Consider the following 23,344-nt stretch of genomic DNA (forward strand, 5'->3'; position numbering starts at 1 on the left):
CCCGCGACGGATCGCGGGAGGGGAGCCGAGGTCAGTCGGCGAGGATGAGATACAGCGCGCGACGGGTCTCGTCGAGCTTGGCGGACGCGGCGGCGCGCTGCGCCTCGGTCGCTCCGCGGAACTGCTGCACGACGCCCATCAGCTTGCCGACGTTCTCCATGAAGGCGCGATCGGCGTCGCTCGCGCCGGGAGTGGCCTCCCAGGCCGCGTCGAGCTCGTCGGCGTGCTCGCGCACGTAGGTGCCGCCCGCGTCCGTGAGCTGGTACTCGGTGCCGCGGCCCTCGCCGACGGCCGTGATGAGGCCCTCGTCGACGAGCTGCTGGAGGGTGGGGTAGACGGAGCCGGGGCTGGGACGCCACGATCCGTTCGTCTTCTCGGCGATGGCCTTGATCAGGCCGTAGCCGTTCGAGGACTTCTCGGAGAGGAGGGAGAGGAGGGCCGCGCGGACGTCACCGCGTCGGGCGCGTCCTCCGCCGCGGCCGAAGGGGCCGCCGAAGCCGGGGCCGAAGCCCGGGCCGAAGCCGAAGCCGGGCCCGAAGCCGCGGCCGTGACCGCCGGGTCCGCGGCGCTGTCCGCGGCCGGGGTGCTCCTGGCGGGAGGAGTGGTCGCCGTCGCACGAGTCGCGGCGGTCGTCGGAGAAGAAGGTCCTGGAGTTCATGGGTGTGCTGCTCTCTGTCGTGAGGGGATCCCTTTCGATCGGATCCGGTCGCCCGTCGGGAGCGGCTGCTTCCGATCTGTCGGCGATGCAGTAACGATATATCGGCGACGGATCGGATGTCAACACCTGAATTGCCCGTAGCCTGGGAGCTCCCCGTCGATCGAGAGGTCCCGCATGCCGCGTCCCGACTCCGAGCTCGAGGCGTACCTCGGCTCCTCCCTCCTCGCCGGGGACGTCCTCACCGGCCGCGCGAGCAACCTCGGCAACCTCCGCGGCCTCGCCGCCCGCGAGCCCGCGCACCTCTACGGGGTGGACGTGGCCGAGGACTGGACGTTCGAGAGACTGCTCGCGCTGATGGGGGAGCGCGTGGGGATCAGCACCGACCCCTCCTTCGAGAGCGGGCAGGACCGGATCGACGCCCGCCTGACGGTCGCGGGGCTCGCCCGCTACCGCGAGCGGTTCGCCGCCTCTGTCCGCGAGGGGGCGCTCCTCCTGTTCGCCACCGCGCACCCCGCGACCCTGATGGACGTCTACCGCCGCTTCGCTGCTGCCGCGACGGAGCGGGGCGCCCGCGTGATCGACGTGAACGCGCTCCCGTTCGCCGCCCCCGACGGGATCCGCGTGCCTCTCGCGGACGAGCACCAGGCCCTGTGGTGCACCGGCGGGGTCACCTGCGTCTACCGCGGGGGAGGGCTGCAGCACACGCACTCGCCGGAGCCGATGGACGCGCTGCTCGACCGCCTCGACGAGCTCGGCGTCCGCCCCGACCTGGTCGTCGCCGACCACGGCTTCGCGGGCGCGGCCGGCCGGCGGGGGCTGCCGGTCATCGCGATCGCCGACTGCAACGACCCGGCGGTGTTCGTCGCCGAGGCGCAGGGCTCGATCGAGGTGGTCGTCCCGATCGACGACGGGCTGGCCGTCCACCTCTACGAGCCGGTGATCGACTTCGTCCTCCGCGCCCTCTCGGAGCCCGCGCGCACCTGACGGCTCGTAGAATCGCCTTCGGCTCGTCGCGATCCCGGATCCTCGGGCCGACCGTTTTCGCGAGTCCCCGCGCTCGCCCACCACTGCAGACGGAGCATCCGTGACCCAGCCCCACGACGGCCTCCTCCCGCGCTTCGCCGTCGGCGTCGACATCGGGGGGACGTCGATCAAGGCGTCTCTCGTCGACGTCACCACCGGCGAGCGGGCGGCTCGGCGCTTCGCGGTCGCGAACCCGCTGGGCAAGGAGCCCGAGGACTTCGCCGAGGCGATCGCCGGCATCGTCCGCGACGTCTCGCCGATCGCGGGCACGCCCGTGGGCGTCGGCTTCCCCGGGATCGTCCGCGGCGGCGTCGTCCGCCAGACCACCCACGTCTCGCAGCGCTGGGTCGGGCTCGACGCGCAGGTCCTCCTCTCGGAGGCGACCGGGGTCGACGTCGTCGTCGTCAACGACGCGGACGCGGCAGGGGTCGCCGAGCGCGAGTTCGGCGCGATGCGCGGACGCGAGGGCCTCCTCCTGCTGACCACCCTCGGCACCGGCATCGGGACGGCGCTCGTCCACGAGGGCGTGGTGATCCCCAACTCCGAGCTCGGTCACCTGCACATCGACGGTCCCGACTTCGAGCCGCAGGTCGGCTTCTCCGCCGTCCGCCGCGAGGGCATCACCCTCGAGGAGTGGGCGGGTCGCCTCAGCGTCTACTACCGGCACCTCGAGATGCTGCTCTCGCCGCAGCTGTTCGTGATCGGCGGCGCGGCGGCGCACGTCTTCGACGAGTTCGCCCGCTTCCTCGACATCGGCACCGAGATCGTCCCCGCCCGCTTCGGCAACGACGCCGGATTCACGGGCGCCGCGATGGTCGCCGTCTCGCCCGACCGCCTCGCTCCCTGGTACCGCTCCACTCGCGGCGCCCGCCTCGACCCCGGGGCCCCCGCCATCGCCGACTGACACTCGTCCCTGCACCGAGGGAGCCCCGACCCGTCGAGGTCTTCCGGAGGCGCTGGGTCCCTCGACGGTCCGGGGTTCCCTCAGCGGGCCGACAGGCCGCGGTAGACGGCGTCCAGCCGGGCGGCTGCGGCCGGCCAGGAGTGGGCGGCCGCCCAGTCGACGCCGCCGCGGCCGAGGCGCGCCAGCTCACCGGGCGAGCCCAGCAGGGTCAGGATCGCCTCGGCCCACGCCGCGGGGGAGTCGGAGTCGAGCAGCACGCCGCTCCCGCCGTCGCGCACCGCGTCCACCAGGCCGGTCGTCCTGCGCGCGAGTACCGGAGTGCCGCTGCCGGCCGCCTCGAGCGCGATGAGCCCGAAGGTCTCGGCCGCCGAGGGCACGAGCGCCAGCTGCGCGCTCCGGAGCCGCTCCGCCACCCGGTCGCGGTCGGCGGCCCCCTCGATCAGCACGCGGTCTCCCAGCGGAGCCGCCGCGGCGCGCACCGCGTCGAGGTAGGACTCCCGGCCCGGTGCCGCCCCGCCCACCAGCCGCAGCACCGGCCGCTCCGCCGGCGCGATTCTCGCGAGCGCCTCGACCGCCAGCAGCTGGCCCTTGAGCGGCTGCACCCGGCCGACCAGGACGACTCCGGAGCGCTCGCCGCCGCCCGGGCGGAACCGCGCGTCGACTCCGGGCGGCACCACGACGACCCGGTCCGGATCCGCGCCGTACCCGCTGACGACGTCCTCCCGCTCCGAGGCGCCCGCCACCACGATCGCATCGGCGGAGGCGAGCACGGAGCGCTCCGCGTCGATCCGCTGCTGCGGCTCCGCGACGTCGCCCGGGGCGAGCCGGGCGTTCTTCGCGAGCGAGCCCGAGTGCATCGAGTGCACGTGCGGCCGGCCGGTGAGCGCCCCCGCGAGGCCCGACACCCAGTAGTGCGAGTGCACGACGTCGGCCCCCTCCGCGGCGCGCGCGAACTCCGGCGCCGCGGACGCCAGCGCGTACTTGTCGCCCGCCGGCACCGGCACGCCCACCACCCGCACACCCGGCGCGAGCGCGCGGACGCCTCTGCCGCGGGTCAGCACCTCGATCTCCCAGCCGAGCGCCGCCAGCTCCGGGAGCACCGCCGCGAGGTACACGTTCATCCCGCCCGCGTCGCCCGTCGACGGCTGCTCGAGCGGGGAGGTGTGCGCCGAGACGACGGCCAGACGGGGCATCCCTCCATCGTAGGGACGGCCGTGCGTCCTCCACGGATCCCGGCCCGCGGCTCGCAGCGCCTCCGGAATCGGGTTGAATAGACGGATGCGCTCGTTCGAGCGCGGAGAGCGTGAGGTCCATGGCCCGCCAGAGTCCCCCCGGTGAGGTGCTGCCGTCGGCCGCACCCGGGCCGGTGACCGCCGGCCACGAGCCCTTCTCCGAGCAGGACATCCGCGCCCTCGTCGGAACCGCCGCCGTTGAGAAGGGCACCGCGTACGCGGACGAGGGCCGCGTGCGCGAGCTGCAGTGGTTCGGCGGCCGCACCCGCCTCTTCGGCCAGGTCCGCGGATCCGGGCGCTCGCCGTACGCCGTGAGCGTGCAGCTCCGCGACGAGGGCGAGCACTGGACCCTCCTCGGCGGCGCCTGCAGCTGCCCGGTCAAGCACGAGTGCAAGCACGTCGCCGCCGTCCTGATCGAGGCCCTGCGCCGCGAGCGCGAGGGCGGTGTGGCCGGTCCCTTCCCGGGCGAGGCCGCTGTCGACGCCGTCCCGGAGTGGCGCAGCGCGCTCGCCCCGCTCCTCGCCGGCGCGGAGCGCTCGCACACCGGCATCCCGCTCGGCCTGCAGTTCGAGCTGCTGCCCGGCGAGCCCGTGCGTCGCCCGCCCGGCCGCTACAACTCCTACCGGCCACCGCCCGAGCCGCGCCCGCGCCTGGGCGTGCGCCCGGTGCGGATGGGCGACCGCGATCGCTGGGTCCGCACCGGCACCAGCTGGCGCGACCTCGGCTACCTGCACTACAGCCACGACTACGACGAGCGCCAGATCGACGTGATCCGCGAGATGCAGGGCCTGCTCTCCGGGCACAGCGCCTCCAGCTACTACTCGCCCGACACCTGGCTCTACCTCGACCAGTGCCGGAGCGAGGCGATCTGGGCGGCCCTGCACGGCGCCGTCCGCGCGGGCATCGGCCTGGTGATGGGCGACCGCGACCAGACGCCGCTGAAGATCCTCGACACGACGGCGACCGCCTCCATCGACGTCACGCGCACCGCCGCCGGCCTCGAGCTGCGCTCGCTCGTCGCGATCGGCGACCACCCGGCGCCCGAGGAGTTCGGCTTCATCGGCGACCCGGCCGTCGGCCTCTACACGTGGGAGGGCGGCGACGAGATGCGCGCCCGCCCGGTCACGCTCATCCCGTTCGCCGCGCCGCTGCTGTCCTCCGCGCGCACGTTCCTCTGGAGCCGCGAGGCCATCCGCATCCCGGTGGCCGAGGAGTCGGCGTTCCTCACCGAGCACTACCAGCGGCTGCACCGGCTGTTCGACATCGTCTCCCGTGACGGCTCCTTCGAGGCGCCGGCGGTGCCCGAGCCGCGCCTCGGCCTCACCCTCGAGCACACCGACGGCGCGGGCCTGCGCGGCTCGTGGTGGTGGCGCTACGGAGTGGAGGGGGCGCGCGGCGGCGTGGACGCCGAGCGGCTCCCGCTGCGGGTCGGCGAGGACGCGGGCTACCGCGACCCCGAGGCCGAGCAGCGGATCCTCGACTCCCTCGTGGGAGCGGGTCTCGACCCGGAGTCGACGCCCGCCCTGGTGTCCCCGTCGAGCAGGCGCCTGCGCCCCACCTTCGACCTGCGCGGCATGCAGACCGTCGGCTTCCTCACCGGCGAGGTCGAGCGGCTCCGCGAGCTCGGCACCGTCGAGATCGAGGAGATCGGCGAGCGCGTCGAGTACCGCGAGGCGCAGACCGCCCCCGTGGTCGCCGTGCAGACCGTCGCCCAGCCCGACAGCCGCGACTGGTTCAACCTCGAGATCTCCGTCACCGTCAACGACGAGGCGGTCCCGCTGGCCGAGATCTTCCTCGCGCTCGCCCGCGGCGACGAGTACATGGTGCTGCCCAGCGGCGTCTACTTCGCCCTCGACGACGAGCGGTTCGGCCGCCTCCGCGAGCTGATCGCCGAGGCCCGCGAGCTCTCGGACGACCCCGGCGAGACCCTGCGGATCAGCCGGTTCCAGTCCTCCCTCTGGGACGAGCTGGTCGAGCTGGGCGTCGTGGAGGCCCAGGCCGCCGCCTGGCGCCGCTCCGTGGAGGGGCTCTCCGGCTTCACCGCGACCGGTGCGCTGGAGTCGCGGGTCCTGCCCGAGGGCTTCGCCGTGGAGCTGCGGCCCTACCAGCAGCTCGGCTACGACTGGCTCTCGTTCCTCTACGACAACCAGCTCGGCGGCGTGCTCGCCGACGACATGGGCCTGGGCAAGACCGTGCAGTCCCTCGCCCTGGTCACCCGGGTGATGCAGGAGCAGCGCGCCGCGGCCGCGGAGGCGGGCACCTCGCCGCGCCCGTTCCTCGTCGTCGCGCCCACCAGCGTGGTGCCCAACTGGGTCGGCGAGGCCAAGCGCTTCGCCCCGGACCTCCGCGTCGTCGGGATCGACGAGACGTCGAAGAAGAAGCGGAAGGCGCTCTCGAGCGTCATCGGCGAGGCCGAGCTGGTCGTCACCTCCTACGCCCTGTTCCGGCTCGACTACGAGTCGTACTCGGGCATCCAGTGGTCGGGGCTCCTCCTCGACGAGGCGCAGTTCGTCAAGAACCGCCAGTCGGCGACGCACCAGCTCGCGCGCCGGCTCGACGTGCCCTTCAAGCTGGCCATCACGGGAACGCCGATGGAGAACAACGTGATGGAGCTCTGGTCGCTGCTGTCGATCGTCGCTCCGGGCCTGTTCCCCTCGCCCGCCGGGTTCGTCGAGTTCTACCAGAAGCCGATCGAGCGCGAGGCCGACAGCGAGAAGCTCTCGCAGCTGCGGCGGCGCATCCGCCCGCTGATGCTGCGGCGCACCAAGGAGCTCGTCGCCAAGGAGCTGCCGCCCAAGCAGGAGCAGACCCTCGAGGTCGAGCTCGGCCCGAAGCAGCGGAAGGTCTACGACACCTACCTGGCGCGGGAGCGGCAGCGCGTGCTGGGCCTGATCGGCGACTTCGAGAAGAACCGCTTCGCGATCTTCCGCGCGCTGACCGTGCTGCGCCAGGTCGCGCTCGACGCGGCACTGGTCGACGAGGCGCACGAGAGCGTGCCCTCGACCAAGCTCGACCTGCTCGACGAGCTGCTGGGCGACGCCCTCGGCGAGGGGCACCGCGTGCTGGTGTTCAGCCAGTTCACGCGGTTCCTCGGCCGGGTCCGCGGCCGGCTGGACGCGGCGGGCATCGAGTACGCCTACCTCGACGGAGCGACGAAGAAGCGCGACGAGGTCATCGAGCGGTTCCGCTCGGGCGCGGCGGGCGTGTTCCTGATCTCGCTCAAGGCCGGCGGCTTCGGGCTCAACCTCACCGAGGCCGACTACTGCATCCTGCTCGACCCGTGGTGGAACCCCGCCACCGAGTCGCAGGCGGTCGACCGTGCGCACCGCATCGGCCAGACCCGCTCGGTCATGGTCTACCGCCTGGTCGCGAAGGACACGATCGAGGAGAAGGTGATGGCCCTCAAGGAGGCGAAGGCCGCGCTCTTCGCCGCGGTCATGTCGGACGACGGCGCGGCGGCCACCGGCGGGATCACCGCCGAGGACGTGCGCGAGCTGCTGGGCTGAGCGCCGCCGCTACTCGCGCACCTGCTCCAGCAGGGTCGTGACGGCGGCGCGGGTGTCGGCCGCGAGTCGTCCGAGGCGGTGCGCGGCACGGATCGACACCGGCCGGTACGGGTGCACGAGCCGCCGGGCCGCCGTGCAGGGCAGCGCGAACGCCGCGACGACGCCCGCGTCGATCCCGTCGAGTCCGCCGTCGTCCCGGCCGAAGACGAGCTCCCGGCCCTCGCGCGCGAGAGCCTCCGGCAGGTCGGCCTCGCCGATCGGGAGGCGCAGCACGGCGAGCAGGCCAGCCGCCTGCACCCGGCGCGGCAGCGGGCGTCCGAGGCGTCCCGCCGCGTGCACCGTGAAGAAGTCGGCCTGCCGCTCCAGGATGCCCGTGACCGTCTCGGCGAGGCGCTCCATCTCGGGGTGCAGCGAGAGCCGGGCGAGCCGGCGGTAGCCGTGCACCGCGACCCGGGCGTCCACCGCGAGGGCCAGCGCGACGGGGCCGGCGAGGGAGGCCGCGGCGCGGTCGAGGAGCGGGCGCGACCTCACCGTCGGCTCCGGCGGGCGGATGTCGATGCCGCGGATCTGCGGCGAGGCCGCGAGCACGTCGCCCAGGGCGTCGGCGATCCGGTGCCGCTCGGCGGCCCAGACGGACGCGAACGCGCGGACCTGCTCGTCGGGGTGGGCGCGCGCGAGTGGGAGCACCCGGGCCACGGTGGCGTGCTCGATCGCCCGCAGGTACGCGGTGGCGACGATGGCCTCGCGGTCCAGCGGCACCTCCTCGAACTCGCGCACCGAGAAGTGCTCGCGCAGGGCGCCGTGCGCGCTGCGGTGGTGGTCCTCGAGGTCGAACGGTTCCGCGATGCCCACGTCGTGCTCCTCCGCTAGTCCGGTCCCTCCATCCTGGGCCCCCGGTGCGAGAGGCGGAAGAGCACGCGCCCATCCCTGGGACACTGGGAGCCGGTCATCAGGCGGCCGGGGGAGCAGGGCGGGATGAGCGGGGCCCGGACCTCGGCGATCGGCGCCGTCCTCCTCGCCGCCGTCTGCTTCGGCACGACGGGGACCGCCCAGGCCCTCGGAGCGGCGGGCGTGGATCCGCTCCTCCTCGGGGCGGCGCGCATCGTCCTCGGCGGCGCCCTGCTGGCCGCTCTCCTCGGCGTGGAGGCTCTGCGCCGGCGGAGCCGCTCCCGCCCGACCCGCGCCGTCGTGCTGCTCGTCGTGCTCGGAGCGGTCGGCGTCGCCGCGTACCAGCCCGCCTTCTTCACCGGCACCGCGCAGAACGGCGTCGCGGTCGGCACGATCGTCGCCCTCGGCTCCGCTCCCGCCTTCACCGGCCTGCTGGAGTGGCTCGTCCTGCGGACGACCCCGGGCCCGCGCTGGTTCGCCTCGACCGCGCTCGCCGCGGTCGGCGTGGTGCTCCTCAGCGGCGGCGGATCCGGCGGCGTGACACTCCCCGGCCTCGCCGCCTCGGCCGGCGCCGGCGCCTCCTACGCGCTCTACGCCGTCTGCAGCAAGCTGCTGCTCGAGCGCGGGCTCAGCCCCGTCGCCGCCATGGGAGCCCAGTTCGGAGCCGCGGCGCTGCTCGCGCTCCCGTTCCTGCTGCTGGGCGATCCGTCGCGGCTCTCCGGCTCGATCCCGGCCGTGCTCTGGCTCGGAGTGGTGACGGTCGCCGTGGCCTACACCTTCTTCGCGCGCGGCCTGCGAGCGCTGCCCGCGGCGACCGTCTCGACGCTCACCCTCCTGGAGCCGGCGACCGCGACCCTCCTCGGCCTGGCGGTGCTGGGGGAGCGGCTGACCGCGGGAGCCGTCCTGGGCGTCGCCGTGCTGGTGGCGGCGGTGCTGCTGCTGGCGGTGCGGGGGCGCCGCCGTTCCGGTGCGCGGAGAGAGGCGCCGCCGCGCTCCGCGGAGTAGCGTCGACTCCCACCGACCCGACGACGAGGCGGAGCGCATGACCAACCCGTGGCTGGCCCGCCCTGGCAGCGGTCGGCGGCGCGCGCTGGTCGAGGAGTCGTGGGAGCGCGCACGGCGGCGGCGCCTCGATCCGGACCGGCTGACGGCACCGCTCTCGTTCTCGGGAGACGACCTCCGCGAGTACCGCACCGGGCATCCGCTCGCCTCGGTCCTCCCGGTGATCCGCCGCCTGCTGGTGCGCGACGCCGACGAGGACAGCGGCGTGCTGGTCGCGGTGGGCGATGCGCTCGGGCGGCTGCTCTGGATCGACGGGGACCAGCACCTCAAGAGCCTCGCCGAGGGGATGTCGTTCGTCGAGGGCGCGGCGTGGGCCGAGCCCGACGTCGGGACGTCCGCGCCGGGGACGGCCCTCGTGCTCGATCACGGCGTGCAGATCCACGGCGCCGAGCACTTCGCCTCGCTCGTGCACCCGTGGAGCTGCACCGCCGTCCCCGTGCACGACCCCGAGACGCACGAGATCCTCGGAGTGATCGACATCACCGGTGGCGCCGACGTCGTCGCCCCGCAGACCCTCCCGCTGATGGAGGCCACGGCCGCCGCCGTCGAGAGCGAGCTGATGGTGCAGCGGCTCCTCCGCCCGCGGCGGCCCGCTGCACGGAGCACGGCGGCGGCCCGGGCGCCGAGCCTGCGGGTCCTCGGGCGCGAGACGGGCCTGGTGACGGCCGCCGGAGCGACGCTCGAGCTCAGCAGCCGGCACGCCGAGATCCTGACCCTGCTCGCCTGGCACCGGGCCGGGCTCTCGGCCGAGCAGCTCGCCCTCCTGCTCCACGGCCGGGACGACGCGGTGGTCACCGTCCGCGCCGAGATGGTGCGGCTGCGCCGCGCGCTCGAGCCGACCCTCCCGCGCCTGGTGCCCCTCTCGCGCCCCTACCGCCTGGCGAGCCCGGTCGACCTCGACGCCCGCCAGGTGCTGGGCCTGCTCGACCGCGGCTCCCACCGTCTCGCCCTGGACGCCTACCGGGGCGCGCCGCTGCCCTCGTCCGAGGCGCCGGGGATCCGGGCGATCGCCGGCGAGCTGCGCCTGCGGGTGCGGGCGAGCGTCCTCGCCGATGCGGCGCCCGCGACCCTCCTCGCCTGGGCGGAGGGCCCGGACGGCCGCGACGACGCGGAGGTGTGGCGGGAGCTCCTGCGCGTCCTCCCGCCCCGCTCGCCGCGGCGTGCCGGTGTCGCCGCGCACCTCGAGACGATCGAGGCGGAGCAGCGCTGAGCCGTTCCGGTCGCTCCCGGGAGTGCCGCCGGAGCCGTGAGGCCGCGGAGCCGTCTCGCTAGCCTCGACGCATGAGCACCCTCGCACCACCTCCCCGGGCCCTCGCGAGCGGAGTCGCGGGGGGTCTGCTCCTGATGGCGGTCTTCACGATGTGGTGGGCGAGCGACACCACGGTCGGCTGGCCGGCACCGGCGGCGACGACCGCCGTGACCGTCTGCGCGCTCGCGGCCGTGGTCTTCGCCGTGCAGGCCGTCCGCCTCCTCGTCGCCCGGCGGAGGATGGCGGTGGAGCTCACCGACGCCGACCGCGCGGCGAAGCCGAACGGTCTGCTGTTCGGAGCGGTCTTCGCCGCGGAGGGCGTGCTGATCGGTGTCGCGGTGGGCGTCCTCACCGGCACCGGGCTCGACCGCTTCCTCGTGCCGGCGATCGCCGTGATCGTGGGCCTGCACTTCTACCCGATGGCGAGGATCTTCGGCCGAACCCTCGACTTCTGGCTCGCCACCTGGACGACGCTGGTCGGAGCGATCGGAGTCGTCGTGGTCCTCGTCGATGGCTCCGCCTGGCCGCAGGTGTGGTCCTGGGTCGGCGCGGGGGCCGCAGCGGCCACGGTGACCTACGGCGTCTACATGAGCCGGATCGCCCAGCGCCTGCTCGCGAGCGTCTGAGGTCCGGGCCGCGGGGCCCTCCTCCTCGGGCGGCCGCGTCTCCGCCCGGCCGGTCCGGTCTCCGTCCTCGCCGCTCCCGCCGGTGCGTCGACCCGTGCAACGTCGTGCAACCCCCCGCGACGTAGCGTCAGGACCGGGCGCCCACCCCGCGCCCACGACAACGACGTCGATGGAGGTCCACATGACGCTGTACGCCGACCAGGTCGCCGAGCAGGCACCGCAGGAGCCGGGTTCCACGGTCTACGCGAATCCAGGCACGGAGGGATCCGTCGCCTCCTTCCGCTCGCGCTACGACCACTACATCGGAGGCGAGTACGTCGCCCCCGCGAGCGGCCAGTACTTCGAGAACATCACCCCGATCACCGGGAAGCCCTTCTGCGAGATCGCCCGCGGCACCGCCGCCGACGTCGACCGCGCCGTCGAGGCGGGCTGGAAGGCGTTCGCGAGCTGGGGGAAGACCAGCCCCGCCGAGCGCTCGAACATGCTCCTGAAGATCGCCGACCGCATGGAGGCGAACCTCGAGCTGCTCGCCGTCGCCGAGACGTGGGAGAACGGCAAGCCCGTGCGCGAGACCCTCGCCGCCGACATCCCCCTCGCCATCGACCACTTCCGCTACTTCGCCGGAGCGATCCGCGCGCAGGAGGGAGGAGTCTCCGAGATCGACCACGACACGATCGCGTACCACTTCCACGAGCCGCTGGGCGTGGTCGGGCAGATCATCCCCTGGAACTTCCCGATCCTGATGGCCGTGTGGAAGCTCGCGCCGGCGCTCGCCGCAGGCAACTGCGTGGTGCTGAAGCCGGCCGAGCAGACGCCGGCGTCCATCCACGTGCTGCTCGACCTGATCGGCGACCTCATCCCCGCCGGCGTGCTCAACGTCGTCAACGGATTCGGATTCGAAGCGGGCGCCCCGCTCGCCTCCCACCCGCGCATCCGCAAGATCGCCTTCACCGGCGAGACGACCACCGGCCGCCTGATCATGCAGTACGCCAGCGAGAACCTCATCCCGGTGACGCTGGAGCTGGGCGGCAAGAGCCCCAACGTGTTCTTCGCCGACGTCGCCGCGGAACGCGACTCCTTCTACGACAAGGCGCTCGAGGGCTTCTCGTTCTTCGCCCTCAACCAGGGCGAGGTCTGCACCTGCCCGTCGCGGGCGCTCGTGCAGCGCTCGATCTACGACGACTTCGTCGGTGACGGCCTCGAGCGGGTCAAGCGGATCAAACAGGGCAACCCGCTCGACACCGCCACGATGATCGGCGCCCAGGCCTCGAACGACCAGCTCGAGAAGATCCTCTCCTACATGGACATCGGCAAGCAGGAGGGAGCGAAGCTGCTCATCGGCGGCGACCGCGCCGACCTCGGCGGCGAGCTCAGCGGCGGCTACTACGTCAACCCGACCGTGTTCGAGGGCCGCAACTCGATGCGCATCTTCCAGGAGGAGATCTTCGGACCCGTCCTCGCCCTCACCTCCTTCGACGACTTCGACGACGCGATCGGCATCGCCAACGACACCCTCTACGGCCTCGGCGCCGGAGTGTGGAGCCGCAACGGCGCCCAGCTCTACCGCGCCGGCCGGGCCATCGAAGCAGGCCGCGTCTGGTCGAACACCTACCACCAGTACCCCGCGCACGCGGCGTTCGGCGGCTACAAGCAGTCGGGCATCGGACGCGAGAACCACAAGGTGATGCTCGACCACTACCAGCAGACGAAGAACCTCCTCGTCTCCTACGCGGAAGGACCGATGGGCTTCTTCTGAGCTGGTTCGCACGGGCTCCTCGTTCCTCGTCGCCCGTGCCGCGGTCGGCTCGCCGACGTGGCCGGGTGGGGAGGAGCGGGGAGCGTTCGCACCGAGACGGATCCGCTGGCACGCGGATCCGCCGTTCGGTGCTCGGCCCTTCGGGCGAGGCACCTGACGGCGCGCGGAAGGACGGTGCTCGGCCCTGCGGGCGAGGCACCTGACGACGCGCGGGAGAACGGTGCTCGGCCCTTTCGGGCGAGGCACCTGGCGGCGCAAGGGAGAACGGTGCTCGGCCCTACGGGCGAGGCACCTGGCGGCGCGCGGGAGAACGGTGCTCGGCCCTACGGGCGAGGCACCTGACGGCGCGCGGGAGAACGGTGCTCGGCCCTTCGGGCGAGGCATCGGACGAGGGGGCGCCCCCTCATGTTGATCGAGTAGTCCGCGCAGCGGCGTATCGAGACGCCGCCCGGAGGAGCGTCCGCCGTCAGCGGTCGGGCGCATATAGACATTCCGCACAACGAGCGAAGGAGCACCACCCATGACCTCCACGAGGGTCGACGTCACTGCGGAGGCGGCAAGCATGCTCCGCCGGATGACGGCGCTGCACGGGCCGCTCATGTTCCACCAGTCGGGCGGATGCTGCGACGGCAGCTCCCCGATGTGCTTCCCCGCCGGGATGTTCCGCACCGGCGCCTCGGACGTGCTCGTCGAGTCGCTCCGGCTCGACGGCCTGGACCCGATCGACTTCTGGATGTCCCGCTCCCAGTTCGAGTACTGGAAGCACACCCACCTCACCGTCGACCTCGTCGACGGGCGGGGCAGCGGATTCAGCGTCGAAGCCCCCGAGGGCAAGCGCTTCATGATCCGCAGCCGACTGCTCACCGACGACGAGCTCGTCGAGTTCGGGCTCCTCCCCGCCGGAGCCGTCGGGCCCTGAGCCGGCTTCCCTGACCCGTTCCCCCTGACCCGTTCCCGTCGCAGATCCTCGCCGACCGGCGACATCCCGGTCCAGCGGTGTCAGCCGCCCGGAGCAGGAGCGGGCGGCGCCTTCCCCGTGCTCAGCTGCACGCCCACCACCGAGCCCTTGTCCACGCGGGTGCCCGCGGCCGGACCGGTGCCGGCCACGGTGTTCATCGGCTGCGTGGAGTCGACCTGCGACGTCGCTCCGGGTGTGAGCCCTGCGGCGATCAGCGCCTGCGCGGCGGAGTCGCTGGTCCGGCCCGACAGGTCCGGCACGGTGACCTGCGGCGCCGCGATGAGCGACTGGTCGGCCTGCGGGAAGTCGGAGCCGCCGTAGCGGGAGTCGATCGCCGTCATCAACGGCTTCCAGATCCGGTGGCGGGCCGAGGGCGCCCAGCCGCTGTCGAAGTCGATCGAGTCGAGGTTCACCCTCGAGCCGTCCGCGCGTGCCGAGATGCTGCCGACCCAGACCGCGAGGGAGGTCTCGGTCGAGGCGCCGATGGCCCAGGTGTCGGCGGAGTTGTCGGTGGTGCCCGTCTTGGTGATGTGCTGGATGCCGTTCTTCGGATCGTCCTCGACACCCGTGCCCTCGGCGGTCACCTTGAGCATCGTGTACTGCATCGCCGAGGCGACCCTCGACGACACCGCCCGGCTGCAGGTCGTCTCCACCGGCTCGATCTCGCGGCCGTCCGCTCCGACGATCGCCGTGATCGCGACGGGGGTGCAGGTCGTGCCGTTCTCGGCGATGCCGGAGTAGGCGGTCGCCATGGTGAGCGGTGCGATCTCGTTGGTGCCGAGGACCGCTCCCGGCGACTGCACGAGCGCGGTCCCGTCCGCGCGGTGCACTCCGAAGGCCTCGGCCTGCTTGCGGATCTCGCACTGGTCGAGCAGGTGCGACATCCCGGTGAAGCCCGTGTTCAGCGAGTAGATCGTCGAGTACAGCGCCGTCTGGGTGTCGGTGTAGCCGCCGTCGCCGGCGTTCTTGGGGTTGTAGGAGTCGTAGTCCCAGGTGCCCTCGCAGCTGTCGGCGAAGCCGGTCCAGTTCTTCTGCTTCGAGTCGAACTGCTCGAGCAGGGTGTGCCCGCGGTCGAGCCACTCGGCGAGCGTGAACACCTTGTAGGCGGAGCCGGTCTGGAAGCCGTTGCCGCCGCCCGCGGACGCGTCGACGTTGAGGTTGATCGCCGAGAACTCCGGCCCGCTCGCGATCACGTCCGGGTCCTGGCTGTAGCGCTTGTTCTGCACCATCGTGAGGATGCGCCCGGTGCCGTTCTGGACGGCGACGGCCGTCGCCCCGACGTCGAAGCGCGGATCGGAGGGGGGGACCTGCTCGTCCATCAGCTCCTGCGCGGTCCTCTGCAGGTCGAGATCGATCGTCGTGTAGACCTTGATGCCGCCCTGCTTGATCGCCGCGTAGCGCTCGTCGTCGGTCGCTCCGAGCGCCGGGTCGTCTCGGAGGACGTGGGTCACGTAGTCGCAGAAGTAGGCCGCGCTGCCGGCCGTCTGGCAGCCGGTGGACGGTGGGGTGATGTCGGGGGTGATCGCCTCGGCGGCCGCGGCGTCGTGCGCGGCCTGGTCGATGCTCCCCGTCTCGAGCATCCGGTCGAGGATGTAGTCGCGCCGCTCCCGGGTCTGCGCGTAGCCGTTCGCCTCGCCGTTGGCAGTGTCGTCCGGCCGGTCGAAGCGGAACTTCTCGGGGTTGTTCACGATCGCCAGGAGCGAGGCGGACTGCGCGAGGGAGAGGTCGGCCGCCGGGATGCCGTAGTAGTACTCCGCCGCGGCCTCGACGCCGTAGACGGTGCCTCCGAACAGCGCGATGTTGAGGTAGCCGAGGAGGATGTCGTCCTTCGAGGACACCTTCTCGAGCCCGATCGCGAGCCGCATCTCCTTGAGCTTGCGCTCGGCCGTGGTCGCCGTCGCCTCCGCGTACGCGCGGTCGCGGTCCGCCTCGTCCGGGATCGATTCGGCCTTCTGCACCAGCACGTTCTTCACGTACTGCTGCGTGATCGACGAGCCGCCCTGGGTGTCGCCGTCGAGGAGGTAGGTGCTGGCGATGGCGCGGAGGGTGCCCTGCAGGTCGATCCCGCCGTGGTCGTAGAAGCGCGGGTCCTCGCTCGCGACGAGCGCGTCCTTCACGGAGTCGGCGATCCGGTCGGCCGGGACCTCGATCCGGTTCTGGTCGTAGAAGGAGGCCAGCAGCGTCGGATCGTCCGGGTCGCCCGCGTAGACGTCGCTCTTCTGCATCAGGCGCCCGACCTCGAGGTAGCTCGGGAGGGACTGGAACGCCGAGATGGTGCCGGAGGTCGCCGCGCCGGTGAGCGCGGCGGCGGGGGCGACCACGAGCGAGGCGAGCAGACCCGCCAGGACGCTGACGATCACGAATCCGAACAGCGCGCCGAGAGCCCCGTGGACGGTTCGACGGGGCTGGAAGACGGGGACGTTCGGTCGCTTCAGGATGGATCCTCTCGCTGCACCAGCACCCTAGGCGAGGCCTGCGACATCCCCGACGAGGCGCGCCACGGCCGCGCCGGACGCCCGTCCGCCCGGAGTCGGCGCGACGGCGCCCGCGCAGGCTCGGCGCCACGACAGCAGAGGGGGCCGACCCCCGGAGGGATCGGCCCCTTCACGGGACGGGCGACGTCTCTACTCGATCAGGTCGCCGTTCAGGTCCGAGATGTCGTTCGGATTGGCCGGAGCCTTGCCCGTGCTCACCTGGAGGGGGATCACCCCGCCGGCGACCGCCGTCTCCTCCGCGCTCGGCGTCGTCGACACGACGGAGCCCTCCGGGATCGTCGCGGAGTCGACCGACTCGTGCATCCCGACGACGAAACCGGCGGCGGTGAGGATGGCCGTGGCGCTCTCGACCGTCTCGCCCGTGACGTCGGGGACCTCGGAGTTCGCCGCCGATCGCGGCGAGTACGCGAGCATCGAGGCCGGCGGTGCCGTGAAGTCGTCCCCGCCGTACTTCTCGTCGAGCGCCGTCATGATCGGCTTCCAGATGGCGTGCCGGGCGTTGGAGGCGCGGATGGTGCCCTTCTCGCCCGTCAGGCTGATGAAGCGCAGGTTCTGCTTGGTGTTGTCGGCGAAGCCGTTGATGCTGCCGACCCAGACCGCCAGGGAGGCGGCCTTGCTGGCGCCCGCCGTCCACACGTCGGCGGCCTCGTCGGTGGTGCCCGTCTTGCCGATGTGCTCGATCCCGTCGAAGGGGTTCGAGGCGTAGGCCGTTCCGGAGGTCATCACCCGCTGCATCGCGTACTGCATCCCTCGGGCGACCTCGGGCGACACGGAGGGCGTGCACGCCGATGCCGGGGCGGCGACGGCGTTGCCCTCGCTGTCGGTGATCCGGTCGATGACGATCGCCGAGCAGGTCGTGCCGTCGTTCGCGATCCCCGCGTAGGCGTTGGCCACCGTCAAGGGCGCGATCTCGTTCGTCCCGAGGACCGAGGCCGGCCCGTTGGCGAGCTCGCGGCCGTCGGCGCGGTGCATCCCGAACGACTCGGCGGTGGTGCGGATGTCGCAGAGGTCGAGCTGCTGCGCCATCCCCATGAAGCCGGTGTTGATCGAGTTCGTGGTCGCGCCGAGCGCGCTCATCGAGCTCGCGTCCTCCGACGGGTCGTCGTTGCGAGGCGAGAACTTGCCGTAGTAGCCGCCGTCGCCCTCGACGTTGCACTTCTGGGGGTAGGAGCTGAAGCCGGAGGTGGGGGAGGCGAACGACTCGTTGACGGTGTGCCCCGCCTTCAGCCACTGCGCCAGCGTGAACACCTTGTAGGTCGATCCGGTCTGCACGCCGGAGCCGCCGCCCATGCTGAGGTCGACGTTGAGGTTGATCGCGCTGTAGCCGGGGTTCGCGGCGAGGAACTGCTCGTCCTGGCTGTACTGCGTGTTCTGCACCATGGAGAGCACGCGGCCCGTCTTCGCCTCGACGGAGGCGGCCGTCGCGCCGACCTGGAAGCGCGGGTCGACGGAGGGGATGTAGGCGTTGAGCGCCGCCTGCGAGACCTGCTGGATGTCGAGGTCGAGGGTCGTCACGACGTCGAAGCCGCCCTGGCGGATGCGCTGATAGCGCTCGTCGTCGGTCGCCCCGAAGACGGAGTCGTTGCGGAGGACGTTCAGCACGTAGTCGCAGAAGTACGCGGCGTTGCCGGCGGTGGTGCAGCCGGTCGAGGGCTCCGTGATGTTCGGGGTGATCGGCTCGGCGACGGCGGCGTCGTGCGCGGCCTGGTCGATCCGGCCGTGCTTGAGCTCCTCCGAGAGGATGTAGTCGCGGCGCTCCTTGGTGGCGGCGTAGCCGTTGGCGGCGCCGTTCGCCTCGTCGCCCGGGTTGTCGAAGCGGAACTTCGCCGGGTTGTTCACGATCGCCAGCAGCGCGGCCGCCTGCGAGGTCGAGAGCTGGCTCGCGGGGATGCCGTAGTAGTAGTTCGCCGCGGCCTCGATGCCGTAGACGGTGCCCCCGAAGAGGGCGATGTTGAGGTAGCCGAGCAGGATGTCGTCTTTCGACGCCTCCTTCTCGAGGCCGATCGCGAGGCGCATCTCCTTGAGCTTGCGCTCGGGGGTCGGGTCCGTCGCCTCCTGGTAGGCCTTGTCGCGCGCGGCCTCGTCGGTGATCGACTCCGCCTTCTGCACCAGGACGTTCTTCACGTACTGCTGCGTGATCGACGACCCGCCCTGCAGGTCGTCGCCCGTCAGCGTGACGGCGATGGCCCGGAGCGTGCCCTGGAGGTCGATGCCGCCGTGCTCGTAGAAGCGCGGGTCCTCGCCGGCGACGGCCGCGTCCTTCGCGGACTGCGCGACGTCGTCCCAGCCGACCTCGACGCGGTTCTGGTCGTAGACGGAGGCGAGGAGGGTCGTCCCGTCGCTCGCGTAGACGTTGGTGCGCTGCATCAGCTGGCCCACGTCGAGGTAGCCCGGCAGGTTCTGGAACATGCCGATCGTGTTGCTCGTCGCCAGGCCCGTCAGCGCGAGGGCCGGCGTGACGCCGACGGTGATCAGGACGCCCGCCACGGCGCTCATCCCGATGAACCCCATGACCGCCCGCAGCGACATCCCGAGCGGCCGGACGGAGCGGCGGGATGCAGTGGGAAGTGCCATGGAGCGGTCGTCCTTTCGACGCGGCGCCGGGCCGCGGAGATGTGAGGGAGGGTGGCGAGAAGCCTCGCGAGCAGTCGCGCGATCCCCCGGGTTCATGGTACGTGACGGGTGCGCCTGCGGGGCGTCCTCCTCCCGGTGGAGATGAGGAGCTGGCGGGTGATGCGCAGGAGCGGGCGCGTCCGGGGTGCTGACCTCGGGTCGATGCATCCGTATCGTGGGGGGAGCGCCGCTCCGAGGGGCGCTGCAGCACCCGTTCCACCCACCGCTCCGGGGCCCCGGGCGGCCGGCCCCGGCAGAAAGCGCACACCATGGCACGCATCCACGACGACGTGACCCAGCTCGTCGGCAGGACCCCTCTCGTCCGCATCAACCGGCTGGAGGGCGCCGACCAGGCGACGGTCCTCGCCAAGCTCGAGTTCTACAACCCTGCGAACAGCGTGAAGGACCGCATCGGCGTCGCCATCATCGACGCGGCCGAGGCCTCCGGCGAGCTGCACCCCGGCGGGACGATCGTCGAGGGCACGAGCGGCAACACCGGCATCGCGCTCGCGATGGTGGGTGCCGCCCGCGGCTACAAGGTCGTCCTCACGATGCCCGAGACGATGTCCGTCGAGCGCCGGGTCCTCCTCCGCGCCTACGGAGCCGAGATCGTGCTCACCCCCGGCAGCGAGGGCATGCGCGGAGCGGTCGAGCGCGCCCGCGCGATCGTCGACGAGACCCCCGGCGCGATCCTCGCCCGCCAGTTCGAGAACGCCGCCAACCCCGAGGTGCACCGCCGCACCACCGCGGAGGAGGTCTGGGAGGACACCGACGGCGAGGTCGACGTCTTCGTGGCCGGCATCGGCACCGGCGGCACCATCACCGGAGTCGGCCAGGTGCTCAAGGAGCGCAAGCCCGGCGTGCAGATCATCGGAGTGGAGCCGATCGACTCCCCGCTCCTCACCCAGGGCACCGCCGGGCCGCACAAGATCCAGGGCATCGGCGCCAACTTCGTCCCCGCGATCCTCGACCGCGAGGTCTACGACGAGATCATCGACGTGACGCTCGACGACTCCGTGCGGGTGGCCCGCGAGATGGCCGCGCAGGAGGGGATCCTCGGCGGCATCTCCTCCGGCTCGATCATGTGGGCCGCGCTCGAGGTCGCGAAGCGCCCCGAGAACGCGGGGAAGACCATCGTCGCCATCGTCTGCGACTTCGGCGAGCGGTACATCTCGACCGTCCTGTACGAGGACCTCCGCAGCTGAGCCCCTCGAGACGAGGCGGGACGCCCCGCTCCGGACGCGACGGTCGGCCGGAGCGCCGCGTCCCGTCCGGACCGGAGCGTCCCGGGCTCCTCGCCCTGCTCCGCGAGGACGTCCGCACCGCCCGGGAGCGCGACCCCGCCGCCCGGAGCGCGGTGGAGGTCGTCCTCTCCTACCCGGGAGTGCACGCGGTCTGGGTGCACCGCGTCGCGCACGCCTGGTGGCGGCGGGGCCTCCGCCTGCCCGCCCGGCTGCTCAGCCAGGCGGCGCGCGCGGCGACCGGGGTGGAGATCCACCCCGGTGCGACCATCGGCCGACGCCTGTTCATCGACCACGGCATGGGCGTCGTCATCGGCGAGACCGCGCGGATCGGCGACGACTGCATGCTCTACCACTCCGTCACGCTGGGCGGGAGGTCGGCCCGGCGCGAGCGTCGGCACCCCACGCTCGGCGACCGGGTGGTCGTCGGCGCCGGCGCGGTCGTCCTGGGCCCGCTCGTGCTCGGATCGGACGTCAGCGTGGGCGCGAACGCCGTCGTGGTGAAGGACGCGCCCGACGGGGCGGTGCTCGTCGGCATCCCGGCCCGCGATCTGCGCGATCAGGGCGGGGAGGAGGACCCGCTCGCCGGGTCCGGCCGCTCCACCGGCCCGGCGGGACGCGTCTAGCCGGCGACGCTCAGTCGTCGCCCCTCGGCGAGATGTCGCGCGGGGCGCTCTTGATCTGCGCGAAGGCGTCCAGCGCGTGCGCCCGCGTCTCCTTGAGGTCGACGAGGGGCGCCGGGTAGCCGTCCGCGCCTCCGGTCAGCGTGTCCCCTAGCGTCCACGGCTCGTGCACGGCGGCGCCCTCGACTCCGCCGAGCTCCGGCACGTTGTGGCGGATGTACTCGCCGGCCGGGTCGAACTTCCTCGACTGCGTGACCGGGTTGAAGACCCGGAAGAACGGCGACGCATCGGCTCCCGAGCCCGCGACCCACTGCCAGTTCGCGGCGTTGCTCGCCGGGTCCGCGTCGACCAGGGTGTCCCAGAACCACTCCTCGCCCACCCGCCAGTCGACCAGCAGGTTCTTGATCAGGAACGACGCGGTCACCATCCGGACCCGGTTGTGCATGTAGCCGGTGCTCCAGAGCTCGCGCATGCCGGCGTCCACCAGGGGGTAGCCGGTGCGCCCCTGGTGCCAGGCGTCGATCGCCTCCTGGCCGGGGCGTCCCCACGGGAAGGAGTCGAACCGGGTGTCGAAGTTCGCGGTCGCCAGATCCGGCCAGTGGAACAGCAGGTGGTAGCAGAACTCGCGCCAGAGCACCTCGGAGAGGAACCGGTCGCTGCCGTCGCCGCGGTGCAGGCCCTTCGCGTGCGCCTCCTCCAGGGCGTGCCACACCTGGAAGGGGCTGATCTCGCCCCACCTCAGGTGCGGGGAGAGGTTCGAGGTGGCGTCCTCCGCCGGCCGGTCGCGGCCGTCGGCGTAGTCGTCGAGCTGCTCCGCGAGGAACGCGCGCAGCCGGTCGGCCGCCGCCTTCTCGCCGGGGACCCAGCGCTCGCGCAGCCCTTCCGCCCAGTCGGGACGCGTGGGCAGCAGCTCCCAGTCGTCGAGGGAGTCGGAGGCGATCTCTCCCGTGACGCCGTCGAGCGAGCGGGGGCGGGGGAGCGGCGCGCGCGGCGTCGGCTTGGCGCGGCAGGCGCGGGCGAAGGGCGTGTAGACGGAGTAGGGGCCGCCGGCGCCGGTCTGCACGGTCCACGGCTCGAACATCAGCGAGCCCTGGTGGCTCTCGGCCTCGAGGCCGCCGTTGCGGAGCGATTCCTTCACCGCCGCGTCGACGGTGCGCTCGGCCCTCCCGTAGCGGCGGTTCCAGTGCACGGCTCCGGCGCCGATCTCCTCGGCGAGCTGGAGGACGACGGCCTCGGCCGGCCCACGGCGCAGGATCAGCGGGGCGCCGTGCTCGCGCAGGTCGGCGGCGAGGGCTGCGAGGCTGCCGTGCAGCCACCAGCGGGAGGCGCCCCCGAGCGGACGGATGCCCGCCGACTCCTCGTCGAGCACGTAGCAGACCGCGACGGGGCCGCCACGGTCGATCGCGGCGCGCAGAGCGGGGTTGTCGGCCAGGCGCAGGTCGTCGCGGAGCCAGACGAGGGTGGGGGAGGTGTCACTCATGGTGACCACCATGATCCGCGAGTCCCGCGCCGCGGCGAAGACCTGGCCGGTCGCTGCGGCCCGTGCTAGCGGGGACGGATCAGGCGGAGGCGATGCCGTCGCGGAGCTTGTCGCAGAGCGCGGTCAGCTGCTTCAGCTCGTTTTCGTCGAGGACGCCGCCGACCTGCTCCGAGATGGTCCTCATGTGGGTGAGCGCGACGCGGCGGAAGAGCGCGTAGCCCTCGTCGGTGATCGCGATGATCGTGCCGCGGGCGTCCGCCGGATCCTCGCTCTTCTCGACGCAGCCGCGGGCGGCGAGCCGGTCGATCAGCCTGCTGACGCTGGGCTGCGTCAGGAGGACGTGCCGGTTCAGGTCGCGCAGCCGTGCGCGCCGACCGGGCTGCCGGGTGAGGTTGAAGAGCACGTCGTACTCGTTCATCGAGATCTCCCGCGAGGGGAACTCGGTGCTCAGGGTGCGCATCACCTGGACCTGGGCGCGGAAGAGCGACTCCCAGGCGGCGACGGCCTCTCTCGACCCCACTGGTCCTCCTTCACGGCACTCAGGAAGCGGTTCCCTGACATCCAGACGCCGTACAGCCTACGCCGGGGTGCTGGGAGGAGGGGAGTCGGAGGAAGGGGGCCGGGGGAACGACAGAAGGCCGGCCGCTGAGGCGAGCGGCCGGCCTTCATTCCCTTGCACCAAGAGTGTCCTGCAATCACTTCTCGCGCTTCCCGCCACAGCAAACGGTCGACGCACTTGAACTATATAACGACCCGGTAACGACGCAACCCTCTCTTTCCTGAATCCTCCCTGAGCCGCCCCGCCCCGCCCGTCGCCGCGCCCGCCCGCGCTCCGCACGACTCTCTCCTGACCCAGGACGCCCCGTCTGCTGCCTCCGACGTCCGCACCGAACCGCAGCCCATCCCTGACCGTTGACGGACACGACGAGCACCCCCTGCCCTCGTCCCCCGCCGACGCGGCCCGGCCCCGTCGCGGTCTGCTACGTGCTCGACGAGGAGTCGGCGGGCATCCGTCCGCTCGCGGGCGCCT

General features: G+C 72.6%; 17 protein-coding genes. 10 read left to right on the top strand and 7 right to left on the bottom strand.

Annotated features, from left to right (window positions below):
• Positions 1-31 precede the first annotated feature (31 nt).
• On the bottom strand, positions 32-658 hold the full coding sequence (locus C5C37_RS03075; protein ID WP_104338445.1) for a PadR family transcriptional regulator: 627 nt from the start codon (positions 656-658) through the stop codon (positions 32-34).
• A gap of 174 nt (positions 659-832) precedes the next feature.
• Between C5C37_RS03075 and C5C37_RS03080 the strand changes: the two genes are divergently transcribed.
• Positions 833-1,642, top strand: coding sequence for a phosphatase (locus C5C37_RS03080; RefSeq protein WP_104338446.1), 810 nt, complete (start codon positions 833-835; stop codon positions 1,640-1,642).
• Positions 1,643-1,742: 100 nt separating this feature from the next.
• Positions 1,743-2,585, top strand: a complete 843-nt coding sequence (locus C5C37_RS03085; RefSeq protein ID WP_258068106.1) for an ROK family protein — start codon at positions 1,743-1,745, stop codon at positions 2,583-2,585.
• Positions 2,586-2,665: 80 nt separating this feature from the next.
• Here the strand turns inward: C5C37_RS03085 and C5C37_RS03090 are convergent, their stop codons facing one another.
• Complete coding sequence (locus tag C5C37_RS03090; protein WP_104338448.1) at positions 2,666-3,778, bottom strand: glycosyltransferase; 1,113 nt, start codon at positions 3,776-3,778, stop codon at positions 2,666-2,668.
• 119 nt (positions 3,779-3,897) lie between these two features.
• Here C5C37_RS03090 and C5C37_RS03095 point away from each other — a divergent pair, with 119 nt between their 5' ends.
• On the top strand, positions 3,898-7,323 hold the full coding sequence (locus C5C37_RS03095; protein WP_104224188.1) for a DEAD/DEAH box helicase: 3,426 nt from the start codon (positions 3,898-3,900) through the stop codon (positions 7,321-7,323).
• A gap of 9 nt (positions 7,324-7,332) precedes the next feature.
• On the opposite strand, the gene C5C37_RS03100 is transcribed toward C5C37_RS03095, so the two are convergent.
• Positions 7,333-8,175 carry a hypothetical protein gene (locus C5C37_RS03100; RefSeq protein ID WP_104225933.1) on the bottom strand — a complete coding sequence of 281 codons (843 nt, stop codon included), beginning with the start codon at positions 8,173-8,175 and terminating at the stop codon, positions 7,333-7,335.
• A gap of 123 nt (positions 8,176-8,298) precedes the next feature.
• Between C5C37_RS03100 and C5C37_RS03105 the strand changes: the two genes are divergently transcribed.
• The 5 genes from C5C37_RS03105 to C5C37_RS03125 all read left to right on the top strand — a co-directional run bounded on the left by C5C37_RS03105 (position 8,299) and on the right by C5C37_RS03125 (position 13,823).
• The gene (locus tag C5C37_RS03105; RefSeq protein ID WP_104338449.1) at positions 8,299-9,216 is read left to right on the top strand and encodes an EamA family transporter; all 918 of its coding nucleotides are present in this window, start codon (positions 8,299-8,301) and stop codon (positions 9,214-9,216) included.
• 37 nt (positions 9,217-9,253) lie between these two features.
• A complete protein-coding gene (locus tag C5C37_RS03110) occupies positions 9,254-10,483 on the top strand; it encodes a GAF domain-containing protein (protein ID WP_104233439.1) in 1,230 nt (409 codons plus the stop codon).
• Between the two features lie 71 nt (positions 10,484-10,554).
• Positions 10,555-11,148, top strand: coding sequence for a hypothetical protein (locus C5C37_RS03115; RefSeq protein WP_146085178.1), 594 nt, complete (start codon positions 10,555-10,557; stop codon positions 11,146-11,148).
• A 181-nt stretch (positions 11,149-11,329) separates the two neighbouring features.
• Positions 11,330-12,904, top strand: a complete 1,575-nt coding sequence (locus tag C5C37_RS03120) for an aldehyde dehydrogenase family protein (protein ID WP_104233506.1) — start codon at positions 11,330-11,332, stop codon at positions 12,902-12,904.
• Positions 12,905-13,424: 520 nt separating this feature from the next.
• Positions 13,425-13,823 carry a DUF779 domain-containing protein gene (locus C5C37_RS03125; RefSeq protein ID WP_104233437.1) on the top strand — a complete coding sequence of 133 codons (399 nt, stop codon included), beginning with the start codon at positions 13,425-13,427 and terminating at the stop codon, positions 13,821-13,823.
• A gap of 80 nt (positions 13,824-13,903) precedes the next feature.
• On the opposite strand, the gene C5C37_RS03130 is transcribed toward C5C37_RS03125, so the two are convergent.
• Both C5C37_RS03130 and C5C37_RS03135 read right to left on the bottom strand, forming a co-directional pair.
• Complete coding sequence (locus tag C5C37_RS03130) at positions 13,904-16,222, bottom strand: transglycosylase domain-containing protein (protein ID WP_104338450.1); 2,319 nt, start codon at positions 16,220-16,222, stop codon at positions 13,904-13,906.
• 264 nt (positions 16,223-16,486) lie between these two features.
• On the bottom strand, positions 16,487-18,931 hold the full coding sequence (locus C5C37_RS03135) for a penicillin-binding protein (RefSeq protein ID WP_159939720.1): 2,445 nt from the start codon (positions 18,929-18,931) through the stop codon (positions 16,487-16,489).
• A 308-nt stretch (positions 18,932-19,239) separates the two neighbouring features.
• Between C5C37_RS03135 and cysK the strand changes: the two genes are divergently transcribed.
• Positions 19,240-20,175 (top strand): cysteine synthase A, encoded by a 936-nt coding sequence (gene cysK / locus C5C37_RS03140; protein WP_104237779.1) that lies wholly within the window; start codon positions 19,240-19,242, stop codon positions 20,173-20,175.
• Between the two features lie 95 nt (positions 20,176-20,270).
• Positions 20,271-20,837 (top strand): serine O-acetyltransferase EpsC, encoded by a 567-nt coding sequence (epsC, locus tag C5C37_RS03145; RefSeq protein WP_104224204.1) that lies wholly within the window; start codon positions 20,271-20,273, stop codon positions 20,835-20,837.
• A gap of 10 nt (positions 20,838-20,847) precedes the next feature.
• Here the strand turns inward: epsC and C5C37_RS03150 are convergent, their stop codons facing one another.
• A complete protein-coding gene (locus tag C5C37_RS03150; protein ID WP_104268611.1) occupies positions 20,848-22,314 on the bottom strand; it encodes a deoxyribodipyrimidine photo-lyase in 1,467 nt (488 codons plus the stop codon).
• Between the two features lie 79 nt (positions 22,315-22,393).
• Positions 22,394-22,774 (bottom strand): MarR family winged helix-turn-helix transcriptional regulator, encoded by a 381-nt coding sequence (locus C5C37_RS03155; RefSeq protein ID WP_104257198.1) that lies wholly within the window; start codon positions 22,772-22,774, stop codon positions 22,394-22,396.
• Positions 22,775-23,344: the final 570 nt, after the last annotated feature.

The sequence above is a fragment of the Rathayibacter sp. AY1F9 genome (assembly GCF_002932155.1).
Lineage (GTDB): Bacteria > Actinomycetota > Actinomycetes > Actinomycetales > Microbacteriaceae > Rathayibacter.